The 13,360-nt window shown below is 38.6% G+C and carries 6 protein-coding genes; 2 read left to right on the top strand and 4 right to left on the bottom strand.

Going from position 1 to position 13,360, the window contains the following annotated elements; translation table 11 throughout:
- Positions 1–349: 349 nt before the first annotated feature.
- Positions 350–3,157, bottom strand: coding sequence for a KxYKxGKxW signal peptide domain-containing protein (locus HMPREF2571_RS08995; RefSeq protein ID WP_070847845.1), 2,808 nt, complete (start codon positions 3,155–3,157; stop codon positions 350–352).
- 329 nt (positions 3,158–3,486) lie between these two features.
- Here HMPREF2571_RS08995 and pdxS point away from each other — a divergent pair, with 329 nt between their 5' ends.
- Together pdxS and pdxT are read left to right on the top strand one after the other, a co-directional pair.
- Entirely contained in the window at positions 3,487–4,359 is an 873-nt protein-coding gene (gene pdxS, locus HMPREF2571_RS08990) for a pyridoxal 5'-phosphate synthase lyase subunit PdxS (protein WP_013990292.1), read from the top strand.
- Entirely contained in the window at positions 4,360–4,953 is a 594-nt protein-coding gene (pdxT, locus tag HMPREF2571_RS08985) for a pyridoxal 5'-phosphate synthase glutaminase subunit PdxT (RefSeq protein ID WP_013990293.1), read from the top strand.
- A 258-nt stretch (positions 4,954–5,211) separates the two neighbouring features.
- On the opposite strand, the gene HMPREF2571_RS08980 is transcribed toward pdxT, so the two are convergent.
- From HMPREF2571_RS08980 to HMPREF2571_RS08970, 3 genes are all read right to left on the bottom strand, one after another.
- On the bottom strand, positions 5,212–7,641 hold the full coding sequence (locus tag HMPREF2571_RS08980; protein WP_070847842.1) for a glucosyl transferase: 2,430 nt from the start codon (positions 7,639–7,641) through the stop codon (positions 5,212–5,214).
- A gap of 84 nt (positions 7,642–7,725) precedes the next feature.
- Positions 7,726–9,249, bottom strand: coding sequence for a glucosyl transferase (locus HMPREF2571_RS08975; protein ID WP_002883853.1), 1,524 nt, complete (start codon positions 9,247–9,249; stop codon positions 7,726–7,728).
- A gap of 730 nt (positions 9,250–9,979) precedes the next feature.
- Positions 9,980–13,360, bottom strand: a 3,381-nt coding sequence (locus HMPREF2571_RS08970; RefSeq protein WP_070847839.1) for a glucosyl transferase, incomplete at its 5' end; no start/stop codon positions are given.

Genomic DNA, 13,360 nt, shown 5'->3' with positions numbered 1-13,360 from the left:
AGAGCAGTTGCACATGAGAATGCAATCAGACGTTGTTTGGACTTAGGTCCAGTAAAATTAGAATGTACTTTCATAATTCTTCCTCCTTTTTCCTACTTCCTATTATAGCGCTATTTTAGAGACTTTCAAGAAAATATAAGAAATTTAGATAAAAATAAGAAAACGATTACATTGCGTTGCGAGTGAGAGGGGATGATTTTAGTTGCTACAGACCTTTCTAAAACAAAAAAATCCAGGACCTATGCCCTGGATTTAGGAGATTATGAAAAAGAAAAGTTTTAGGATGGTTATAGTATATAAAGCAAAGCCTAAAGTTTTCTTAAAGTAGAAGAAAGATTTTCTTTCCCCATTAATTCACTTTCTCAGTGGCCACACCATTTTCATCGATAACATAAGTTTTGCCGTCTTTTTCGAGGGTTGCATTGGTTGTGATTGGAGAACCGTACAATTCTTTCCCTAATGAAGTTGCTTTTTCAAAGTGATAGAGTTTACCGTCAATTTCCTTCCAAAGTGGTTGGTAGTAAGAGATTACTCTTGGATCAAGATAGCAGAGGTAACCTTTATCAGTACGGTAGAATCCTGTTCGAACGATTCCATTTTCGTCTGAAGCGTAACCGTACTGAGTTCCATTACGTAATAATTCTGCGTAAGAACCGAAAAGATAGGTTTTACCGTCTATAGTTGCTGTTCTATTATAGTAGTGTTGCTTTTCGCTTGGATCTAGGTAATAGGTTTTACCGTCAATTTCTTTCCACCCGGATAATAATTTTCCTTCTGAGTCTGCAAGATATAAACTATTATATGATTTAGCGGAACCATTAACAAGAAGTTGGCCATCTTGATTGAAGTAATAATAATTGCCATCAATTAAAAGTAAATCATCTTTGGCTTGAATACCGTTTTCCTTAAAGTAAACACGATGACCATCTAGTGTGTACCATCCGAAAACTTGTGCCCCATCATTTCCAAAGTAGAGCTTATATGAGGAACTAAAGGAATGGAATGCATTACGAAGGAGCTCGCCACTATTCTTATCGAAATAGTAGTACTTCCCATCTATAAGTGTACGCTCACCTTTGATTTGTTTCCCCGTACCATCAAAGTAGAGTTGAACACCATCAATAGTCTGCCATCCAGTAGCTACTTGCCCTTTATCTTTGAGGTAGGTCCAGTCACCATCTTTATCTTGAACAAAAGTATTTCGAAGTGACGATGTCACACGTCCTTGGTCATCAATTTCGTAGGTCATTCCATTGAGGGTTAGACTACTATTGGTCCACATAGCCCCACTATCTTTGTCAAAGTAGTAAGTATCACCATCAATGTCAATCAAGGTACCTTTAGCTTGTTTACCGTTAGCATCAAAGTAGAGTTGAATACCGTCAATGGTTTGACGACCAGTTAGAAGCTTGCCATCAGCATCGTAATAGTACCAGTTCCAATTGTCATCACGAACAAATTGGTTTTTGGCCATAAACTCAGTCACAACTCCCTCATTATCAATTGTGTAGGTCTTATCATCGACTTTCAAAGTAGTATCTGCAAGGATAATAGCGGTGTACATACCAGCATATCTCTCTGTTCGATACGATTTTGTTAGACGATAGCGCTTGCCATCGATTTCTTTCCACGTAGGCTTGTTAATACTTTCCACCTTTGGTTGGAAGTAGTGAAGGTAACCATCGGAGCCTCGTTGGATGCCCTCTAGGAGGACGCCGTTTTTATCAGTTCCATAGATTCCAGAGAAACTAGGCCCGCCCCAAAATGTTTTTTTTGAAAAAAGGGCTCCAAAATAGTTTTTTTCTATTTTACTATCTGTGACTAGATAAAGTTTGCTGTCATAACCTATGATACCATCAAGAACTTGACCCTTTGAAGCAAAGATATATTCTTTTCCATCGATAATTTGTTTACCAGTTAAGACTTCGCCGTTAGCATTGGTACGGTAGGTAGAAGTGTTTGCATGGAACATTGAAGGAGTTTCAACAATGCCATATTTGTTCTTGACCAATTGTCCTTGGTAATCAAAAAGATAAATCTTCCCATCAATTGTGACAGTATCATTTTTAGCCAAAAGTCCGTCAGGTTTGAAATAATAACGTTTACTGTCAATGGTATGCCATCCAATAAATGCAGCACCATCTTCGCCTAAGTAATTAGTATAAGTTGTATATTGAGGTTCTGTCCTATAGCCATTGAAAATTGAAGTGTGATGCCACTGATTCGTTAATAGAGAACCATCATTCTCATCGAATCGATAGTATTTTCCACCAATCTCTCGTTCTTGTCCTTTGACTTGTTTGCCATCTTTATCAAAATAAAGGATGACACCATCAACATTTTGCCAACCAGTTAATTTTTCACCGTTGGCAGTGTAGTAATACCAATCTTTTTGGTTGTCAGATTGGAAATGACCACCCGTCACGACCTGAGTAGGTAGTTGCGTTTTTTCGGTTAGGATACCATCAGCATCTGCTAGATAAGTTTTACCATCTACTTCAATACTTGTATCAGTTACCTTACGCCCATTATCTTTATCGTAGTAGTAATCCTTGCCATCAATGGTTACCTTTTCACCCTTTGCTTGGATGCCATTGTCATGGAAGTAGAGGTTGAAGCTGTCGATGATTCGTGGGCCAGTTAGTTTGTGGCCCTCGTTGTCTAGGTAATACCAGTTACCTTGATCATCAGAAGTGAACTTGCCACCTTGTGAGGGTGTTTCCTGTGAAGTAGTTACGTTGTCGCTTGTTTCAGATGAGACTTCAGCACCCCTATCGGTTGTAGCTGTCTCGTTAGCTGGAGCTGCCTCAACCTTCTTATCAGTTTCACTGGTAGGCTGTGTAGCAGTTGTTTCTGTTGGCTGAGTAGCGACATTAGTAGGTGTAGTGTCAGTAGATACTGCTACACTAGAAGTATTCTCGACAACTGTACTCGCTGGAGCTACTTCGGTTCTTGTTATAAGGCTAGCACTAGTCTCAAGATTGCTGTCAGAGACGACATTTTCAGGACTGTTAACGGCAGTTGTTTCAGGCTTGACTTCATCAGCTCCGATCTGTCCTAGTCCAATTAGTGAAGCTCCGATAGCTAAACTTGAGGCAACGATTGTGATCCAATGTTTCTTAACTTTATGAAGTTTGAAACGAACTTTGTTTTCCATAATTTTCCCCCTTGTATGGTGACTTGGTAAATTCATGCTGTGACATTTAAAACAACATGAACACCAAAAATTAATTTACGATTATATTTTAATCCTATTTTCTAATAATTTCAATAGAAAGCGGATACAAAAACGCCATGATTTTATAAAAAGATTCTTATATTCGTGATAGTTATAGCTATAAAAGAGTTTTCCTAATTTATTTATTTTTTCGTCTATAGATATGATTGAAAGAGTAATTGTCCCCATACAGTTTGAAAAATAGAGTCTTTTTTTCAAAAATCATCCTGTGTAAAATAAAGGGCATAAAAACATGAGAGGTGATTGCAATGACAAATCGTTACGACTTAAATAAAAATTTGGCACAGATGCTTAAGGGAGGCGTCATCATGGACGTTCAAAATCCTGAGCAGGCACGTATTGCTGAAGCGGCGGGAGCAGCTGCGGTCATGGCCTTGGAACGCATTCCGGCTGATATTCGTGCAGTGGGTGGTGTGTCACGTATGAGTGATCCTAAGATGATTAAGGAAATTCAGGACGCTGTTAGTATTCCAGTGATGGCTAAGGTGCGTATTGGTCATTTCGTGGAAGCACAGATTTTGCAGGCGATTGAGATTGATTATATCGACGAGAGTGAGGTTTTGACACCGGCCGATGACCTTATTCATGTGGACAAAACCAAATTTGATGTGCCTTTCGTCTGTGGAGCCAAGGACCTTGGTGAGGCTCTTCGCCGTATCTCTGAAGGGGCATCAATGATTCGTACCAAGGGTGAACCTGGTACTGGTGATATTGTCCAGGCTGTTCACCACTTGCGACTCATGAATCAAGAAATTCGCCGTATTCAAAATCTCAGAGATGATGAACTATATATTACTGCTAAAGACTTGCAGGTGCCAATTGATTTGGTCCGTTATGTCCACGAACATGGCAAGTTGCCGGTTGTCAATTTTGCGGCAGGTGGTGTAGCGACGCCAGCGGATGCTGCGCTTATGATGCAGCTGGGTGCTGAAGGTGTCTTTGTTGGTTCGGGAATTTTCAAGTCTGGAGATCCGAAAAAACGTGCGAAAGCTATCGTCAAAGCAGTGACTAACTATAATCGTCCAGATATTTTGGCGCAAGTGTCAGAAGATTTGGGGGAAGCCATGGTTGGTATCAACAAGGATGAAATTGACATCTTAATGGCAGAGCGAGGAAAATAGATGACAAAAATTGTAATACTGGCTTTGCAAGGTGCTTTTGCAGAACATGAGCAGGTCTTGAACGGACTTGGAGTTGAAACAGTTCAAATCAGAAATCGACAGGATTGGGAAGCGCACGCTGATTTAGATGGGCTCATTCTACCAGGGGGAGAGTCGACAGTCATGGGAAAACTCTTGCATGATTTAGACTTGTTTGAGCCGATAAAGGTGAAAATTGATTCGGGCTTACCTGTATTTGGAACCTGTGCAGGTCTGATTTTGTTAGCCAAAACCATAGTAGGGGACCAAACAAAACATTTGGCAAGCATGGATATCAATGTAGCCAGAAATGCCTATGGTCGCCAATTGGGCAGTTTTGTCACAGATGCTGAATTTAAAGGAATAGGGGAAATCCCAATGGTCTTTATTCGTGGGCCAATTATTGAAGCTGTTGGAGCAGAAGTGGAGATTTTAGCTCAAGTCAATGGGGCAATTGTGGCAGCTAGAGAAAAGCAGATGTTAGTGACCTCTTTTCATCCAGAATTAACGGGTGACGAAAGGGTACATGCTTATTTCCTAGATATGATTAATCCGGCAAAAGAAGAAAAGCTTTGATTCAAATTTCATAAATTCATTTACTTCTCCTTCACGCAAAAAAATCCAGAACCTAGGCCCTGGATTTAGGAGATTATGAAAAAGAAAAGTTTTAGGATGGTTATAGTATATAAAGCAAAGCCTAAAGTTTTCTTAAAGTGGAAAAAAAGTTTACTTGTGATATGAAAAAGGAAGTTGACAGTTGGTCGACTTCCTTTTTAGCGATTCCTAAATCAAAGTAATTATGAGATATCAATAGTTGTTATTTGAATTATTTTCTTATACTTCACCAGGTCCCATCAAATGTCCATTACCGTCAGCATCGAATTTGAAGGCACCAGTGTTTGTTCTAACAATGGTATTTTCAGCGCGTGCCCCATTCTTAGCATCGTAATAGTGGACAGTTCCGTCATCGTCAAATTTGAATTCACCTCTAAGTTGTCTACCGTTTTGGTCGAAGTAAACATGAATGCCGTTTAAGGTTTGAGGTCCTGTCAGTTTATCCCCTTTAGCATCAACATAGTAGTAGAAATCTTCACGATCTAAATCTTTACTTTCTCTTGGGTACTGTCCATCCTGATCTACGAGATCATTTCCAGGAATGGTAATAGTGAAGTGGAAGATGCGATCACCATCGAGATTTCGGTAATTCCAGTTGTAGACATGAACAAAGCTATCAGTGACGAGAGCACCAGAGTTTTTATCATAATAGTGTCCATCAGGGGCGAAGCGTCCCTTGACTTGTGCGCCATTAGGAAGGAAGTAAAAGCGACTATTTCCAAAGGTTTGAGGTCCTGTTAATGGCTTACCATCAGCATCGAGATAGTACCAGGCAGTAGTATAGACATTTTGATTGTTGATGTCATCACGACCAATATAAGTTAAGATTTCTTTAAAAGCATTGGTTACGAGAGCACCAGAATCTTTATCATAGTATTTACCATTTGGTGCAAAATGTCCCTTGACTTGTATACCAGTGAAATCATCAAAGTAGACTTTAACACCATTGATAGTTTGTTCTCCCTTGAGTTTATCACCTTTATCATTGACGTAAACCCAGTTGCCATCTTCAGTTTCAAGATAGCGTTTTGTTACAAGTGCACCAGAGTCTTTATCAAAATAGCGACCATCCTCTGCAAAACGTCCTTTGACTTGTTTGCCATCCTTGTCAAAGTAGACTGGAATGTTGTCAACGAAGTTGAGACCGATGAGGTTTTTACCGTTTGCATCCTTGTAGTACCAGTTGCCCTCGTTATCACTATAATAGTGACCACCAAAAACTCGTGGTGCCTTGTCTAGGGAGATTGTAGGAATGACGGGAGTGTCTGTTTCTTCACCAGGTTCCATCAAATGTCCATTACCATTTGCATCGAATTTGAAGGCACCAGTGTTGGTTCTGACAATGGTATTTTCAGCGCGTGCACCGTTTTTTGCATCGTAATAATGAACGGTACCATCTTCGTCAAATTTGAACTCACTTCTAAGTTGTCTACCATTTTGGTCGAAGTAAACATGGATGCCGTTTAGGGTTTGAGGTCCTGTCAGTTTATCCCCTTTAGCATCAACGTAGTAGTAATAGTCCTCACGATCCAAGTCATTGCTGGAAAGTGGATAGTGGCTCATATCAATAAAGTGTGATTTACCGTCAGATCCTATAGCAGAGTCGTTCGGAATAGTAAGCATAAATTTAAGAACACGATTTCCGTCTTGATTTTGGAAATTCCAGTTATAAATATGAACAAATCTATTAGTTACAAGCGCACCAGAATCTTTGTCATAGTAATGTCCATCAGGAGCAAAACGTCCCTTAACTTGTGCTCCATTAGGGAAGAAGTACATGTTTGTACCACCAAGATTTTGAGGACCTTTAAGTGGCCGTCCGTCGGCATCAAGGTAGTACCAATCAGTAGTATAAATGTTTTGACCGTTGATATCATCACGACCAATATAAGTTAAGAGTTCTTTAAAGGTCTTGGTTACAAGAGCACCAGAATCTTTGTCATAGTATCGGCCATCCTCTGCAAAACCACCTTTGATTTGAATACCGTCTTGGCTAAAGTAAACAGGAACATTATCCACATAGTTCAGACCGACAAGATTTTTGCCGTTTGCATCCTTGTAATACCAGTTACCATTATCATCACTATAATAATGTCCACCAGAAATATGAGGTGCATTTTCAAGTGTTACAGAAGGTGTGACTGGCTTTTCATTTTCATCGATTGGGGCAGGTTGTTCACTGTTTTTTGTAGGTGTTTTTGTTTCTTCGACAGGAATAGGTTCATTGACTTTTTCTACCGAAGTTTTTGTAGTAGAGGCTTCTGAAGTTGCCGTTTCAATTGGTGTAGTTTTATTTGCCTGATTATCTTGATTGCTAATTTCTTGCTCAGAAGTGATTTTTACTTGTGATTCGCTTGCTAATTCAGATGATGCGACTTCACTGCTAGGAGCTTCACTAAGAACCGTACTTGTACTAGTAGGTAGCTCAGTATTAGTTGAGATAGGATTTGTAGTAGGTGCTTTGACCTCAACATTAGTTACTGCAGTTTCTTGTGCAGGTGCAAGAATCTCAGTTGGTTGACTAGAAGTTTCAGGTGTTTTCGCTTCATCCGCAAATGCAGGTCGTGCGAGTAAAGTAAAAGTAGCTAGAGCGGTTGCGCAAGAAAGTGCCACAAGGTGTTTCTTTGGGTTAGTCCTTTTCGTAATCATGATAAATTCCCCTTCATCTTAAAATCTTTTCAGTCTAAAAACTGAAATAATGCAAAAATAACTTAATTACAATTGATTGATGACTTAAATCTCTGTAAGGTAGCCGTTTTCATCAATATGATAATTTTTTCCATCAATATTGGCATTACGATTACGCCACATTTGACCATTGTTTGGATCGAAGTAAAGCTTATGTCCCTTGTAGTCTACAATTTCTCCCTGAACTCTTATTGGGAGACCAGCTGCATCACGGAAGTAGTAGTATTCACCCCAAACTTGTTGAAGTCCAGTTACTGCAATACCGTCTTTATCGAAATAGAGCCATCCAGGAATATAACCATGTGAATATTCAAAAAGCATATTCTTGTCGTTATAAATCATACGATTTTTGACAAGTTCACCAGTATAAGGTTCAAAGTAACGGATACCTTCTGGGAACCTAATAAATTGCCCCATAACATTGGTTTGGCTGTCATTGTTGTTGAATCCGATTCCTCGAGCTTGTCGTCCGTATTCAAAATAATAATATTCTTTTTCGCCTTTCTTTTGCCAGCCTGTAACGTATTGTCCGTCGTCGCCGAGGTAAAATGTTCCGAAATCCATGCTCTTATAGCCACCAGGAATTCCCCCTAGAGATCTGACATAGCGGTTTCGCCAAAGTTCACCATCATGTCCAAAGTAGTATGGCTTGCTATCAATGTAAACTTTATGGAAGTCATCCCAATCTCCTTGGTACCAAGGAATGGAGACTCTATACGCAGTGTCAGGATAGAAATAGTAACGGTTTCCATTAATATCTTGCCAGCCTGTTACAGCCACACCATATTTACCAAAGTAACGGTATTCATCGTGAGGAAAATCAGCTACCTTGACAAACTGTTCAGTTATCCTATGCCCTAGATTCTGGTCGTAGAAATAATAATGGTTATTACGTTGGACAGACTCACCTTTGGCTTGTTTACCATCTTCATGGAAATACACGTGCTGATTGTCAACAACGTGTGCGCCTATAAGGTCTTTACCGTCTTTTTTGTAGTGCCAACTACCTTGTACGTCACTATACCATTGACCACCTGTAATATTTTCTTCAGGATCTTCGTCTTGAATTTCTGTGTTTTCATCGTTATTGAAGGAAGAAACATCAGTCTTAAGTCGATTTTCTGAGATGTCCTCATATCTAGCGTTTTCCATACTAGCAGTTTCACTTACTGTAGCTCCTGTTTTAGAAGTAGGTATTTCTGATCTTGTTGAATTTGTTTCAGAGATAACTGTACTTGAAGCCTCTGAAGCGGGTTTAGCTGTTTCAGGAATAGCTGTAGTATCAGTGGTAACACTTGTAGCTTCGCTATTGATAATGCTTGTGCCTGTTGGTGCATCTGTTGTAGTTGCTGTTGGATTTTCATCAAGTGTCTTAGTCTCAACAGTAGCCACTACATTTTCTATAGCAGGTGCGACAACTTCGGTCTTAGCATTCGTATCAGATGCTTTTACTTCTTCCGCAAATGCAGGGCGAGCAACTAGGGAAAAAGCAGCTAGTGCGGTTACACAAGAAAGTGCCACAAGGTGCTTCTTGTACACGTGCCATGGATAATTCATTTCAGTATTCATGATAGACTCCTTTCATAAAATGAACACCGATGTTTGGGTGGTTATAAAGGAGCTCGCCGTTAAAATAGTGTTAAAAGTAGGCAAATCTGTTAAAACGACTGAGTCCCATATCTAAATCTCTCATGTCATGACCATAAGAAGATTTTATAGGGGAGCACGTCAAACGTGTGGCAAGGAGAATATGCTTATGCTGTGTAATTCATATCTAGAAACAAGTGTCTTCACTTATTTATCCTAATACTTTTATTTCTCTCCTTTCGTTTTATTATTGAATCCAGCCTATGGCATATGTCTTTAAATACAAAAAACTAGAACTTTTAGTTTGAAACATTCTCTCTAAAGCTCTAGTTTTGTATTATAGACAGATGTGTGTATGAAAAGAGCCTTAGATTATCATGCCAAAGTGCCTAAGGACCAGTTTTCATGCATAAAAAATTATTTTGACGTTAGAATTCTAAAGCCAAGTTCCTAATCCTAATCCCTCTGTAGTACACTTTCAACGTTTTGGTAAAACGCTTACATGCTCACCTATCTTTATTATAATACTTTTTTAATTACAAACAAGTTTTTTTACAAGATAATCGTAAATGTTAAAAAAATGTCATAATTGGGTTCTGTTTGAATGACAGTGATTGATTATATGAAAAAGGAAGTTGACCAACTGTCGACTTCCTTTTGTGTTTTTTTAAAGAACATTTAGACAAACATACTTACTATAATAAGATAAATCTCACAATTGAGTAGGACGTCCGTTTTCATCAAAGAGATAGGTTACTCCGTTAATGGTACGTGTCTGATTAGTAACAAGTTCGCCAGAATTTTCATCATAATAGCGAGTTCCTTTATAATCTGAGATAAATTGTCCTTTGACTTGTTTACCATTATTTCTGAAGTAGAGATGTTGTCCGTTTATAACTTGATCGAAAATAAGCGCTTTTCCGTCAGGACCAAAGTAGTACCAATCTCCCTCCCAGTTAAAGAATTGGTTAGTTAAAGCAGCACCTGTCTCAGCATCAAAGAAGTATGTAGGTGCAGCTTTTGAAGTGCTATTATAGTAATTTTCATTATAAGGGTTAACTAATAAGCCACGGACCTGATCATAATAATGCCCATATCTTGATTCTGGTCCATCAGAGAAATAATAGATCTTACCATTAATCTCTCGTAGCCCTTTGACTTTTCGACCGTTTTCATCAAGGTAAAACCAATTATTGCCTGATTTTATGAGACCGGTTTTGTGGATAGCAGCACCTGTTTCTTCATCATAATATGGAAGAGTGTTGTAGGGTCCTAATCCACCTCGAATAACTTCACCCCAAGAATAAACACAATAGTCTTTTCCATCTATTGTCATTCTACCGAAATCCCCATTACTATCAAAGTAGTATAATTTGTTTCCGGCCTTGAAAAATGTATTTTTAGGGATTTCTTGCCGAGCACCAGTGTCTTTATCATAGTAATAGCCGTCCAAAACAAGGTCCTTAGCTTGACCACCGAAGTAGTAAGGGTGGAAATAGACATTTACACCATCGATGGTCTGAGACCCTTTTAGTAAGATTCCCTGATCATTAGCATAATACCACTTGCCTTTATGGGTAAAGTAACGACCTTTGACTAGGGCGCCAGAATCTTTATCGAAGAATTTTTCAGCCGGAGTATAGCTAGCATGATCCTTTTCAGTAATTAATCGTCCATCTTTAGTAATGAAGTTACCCTTAACTTGAACACCAGTAATAGTGTCGAAATGGACTTGTACACCATCAATAGTTTGTTCTCCTTTTAGGATTTTACCTTCAGAACCAATATAATACCAAGCATCGTTGATTTGCACATAGTGATTCTTTCCTAAATCAGTCTTGGCACCAGAGTCTTTGTCGTAGAAGTAACCGTCTTCGTCAAATCCACCTTTAAGTTGTTTACCATTTTGAGGGTTGAAGTAAACGGCTACATTATTAATGATTTGAGCTCCTTTGAGTCGTCTACCTTTACTATTTACATAGTACCAATCTGATCCGACTCGCACATAGCTATTGGTTACAAGAGCTCCAGTGATACCATCATAGTATTTACCATTCACGGCGAAATCACCTTTTATTTGAGTTCCCTTTTGTTTGTCAAAGAAGTATTCGGTATTTTTGATAACAGCTAACCCTTTAACGGGATTACCCTTATCGTCTATATAGTAAGTTTTATCTTTGACTGTAATGAATTGATTATAAATTAATCCTCCAGTATCTTTATCGTGGAACCTGTCATTAGAGTCAAATGTTCCTTTTGCTTGTACACCATTGTTATCAAAATAGACATCAACACCATCAATTGTATGGTATCCTGTTAAGATTTTTCCATCATTACCAACATAGTACCAATTCTCTTTGATTTGGACGTAACGGTTTTTACCAAGGTCAACGAGATTACCATCTTGATCATAGTACCGTCCTTCAGCAAAATTATCGAATATTTGCCAACCACCGTAATTGTTAGAGTAATTTCCTAATTCGTGGAAGTACACTTGCTTTCCATCAATGGTTTGAGGTCCGGTTAATGGTTGTCCTTGATTATCCAGATAATATCTCTCGTTTTGACCAGTAGTACTATTATAGGCAATGACGTATTGATTTTTGACTAAGGCACCGGAATCCTTATCATAATAGCGGAAATTCTTACCTGAATAATCAGATATGAATCTGCCTTTGACTTGGACACCAGTGTTCTCGAAGTAAACATCCATACCATTAATCGTTTGTCTGCCTGTTAAAATTGTGCCGTCATCTCCAGCATAGTAACAATATCCATTTAAGTGGAAGAAGCGGTTTGTTCCGAAATCAACTTGTTTACCTTTATCATCATAATAACGACCATTTTCGGCAAATTTATTAAAAACTTGTTCAGGTTCAAAATAATACAATGCCCCATTGATTTCTTTGACACCAGTAAACTTATAGCCGTTTTCATCAATGTAATAGGTTTTATCACCATACATATTCACAATACGATTGGTGACGAGCCAACCATTATTTTTGTCATAAAAACGGTTATCAGCTGCAAAGTGTCCTTTAACTTGTTTGCCATCAGTGTCAAAATATACATTCATGCCATCAATGGTTTGAGGCCCTTTTAAAATCTTGCCATCTTTACCAATGTAGTACCAGTGAGTGTGAAGTTGGTAATAGCGATTGGTACCTAAATCAGTTCGTTTGCCTTCTTTATCATAATAATAGCCATCAGGACCAAATTCGTCTTTGATTTGTGCAGGTGAAAAGTAGTACCAAGCACCTCCAATATTTTTTTGACCTGTAACTCTATTACCATTTTCATCTACAAAGAAGTCATACATTGAATGAACAAAGCGATTAGTCACCAAGGCACCAGAATCCTTGTCGTAATAATGCTCATCACTAGCAAAGTCACCCTTTACTTGGATACCATCGTAATTGCTAAAATAGACTTTAACACCGTCGATAGTTTGAGGTCCTTTTAAAATCTTGCCATCATTTCCGATGTAGTACCACTTATTATGTAATTGAACATAGTGATTGGTACCAAGATCGGTCCGTAGACCATTTTTGTCATAATAACGACCTTCAGGGTCGAATGACTCTTTTAACTGGGCGCCAGAATCGTTAAAGTATGTCCAATCTCCGTTAATTTTTTGATGACCGATAAGCCTATAACCTTCTTTGTTTACATAGTAGGTGTTATAGCCATCATTGACATAACTGGACGTAACTAGAGCACCAGAATCTTTATCGTAAAAGTGTTGATCTAAGCCAAATCTTCCTTTTACTTGTCTACCTTTATAGTCAAAATAAACCTTAACACCATCGATAGTATGACCATCAATGTAGTCATCGCCATTTTCATTTCTATAATGCCAAAAACCATCATCGTCAGTGTAATACTCACCACCTGTAACATTTTCCACTCGAGAAGACCATGGTGGAGGTGGGTAAATACCTCTGTCGGTAACATCTATAGTACGGTCTTCATGGGATGCAGTTTCTTCCGCAGTTTTTTCTGTCACACTTGTTGCGACAGATGATTTAGATTCTGAATTTTGTGTTTCAGAGGCTGAAACAAATGTGCTTGTGACTTCAGAGCTTGGTTTTTC

Origin of the sequence: Streptococcus sp. HMSC068F04 (assembly GCF_001837455.1) — a bacterium.
Taxonomy (GTDB): Bacteria; Bacillota; Bacilli; order Lactobacillales; family Streptococcaceae; genus Streptococcus; species Streptococcus salivarius_D.
Note: the sequence above shows the minus strand (reverse complement) of the source record. Positions and strands in the feature narration are given on the sequence as shown.

Bases quoted from the DNA above. Each gene is read 5' to 3' on its own strand.
- HMPREF2571_RS08995 (WP_070847845.1), bottom strand. From the start codon at position 3,157: ATGGAAAACAAAGTTCGTTTCAAACTTCATAAAGTTAAGAAACATTGG.
- pdxS (WP_013990292.1), top strand. From the start codon at position 3,487: ATGACAAATCGTTACGACTTAAATAAAAATTTGGCACAGATGCTTAAG.
- pdxT (WP_013990293.1), top strand. From the start codon at position 4,360: ATGACAAAAATTGTAATACTGGCTTTGCAAGGTGCTTTTGCAGAACAT.
- HMPREF2571_RS08975 (WP_002883853.1), bottom strand. From the start codon at position 9,249: ATGAATACTGAAATGAATTATCCATGGCACGTGTACAAGAAGCACCTT.
- HMPREF2571_RS08980 (WP_070847842.1), bottom strand. From the start codon at position 7,641: ATGATTACGAAAAGGACTAACCCAAAGAAACACCTTGTGGCACTTTCT.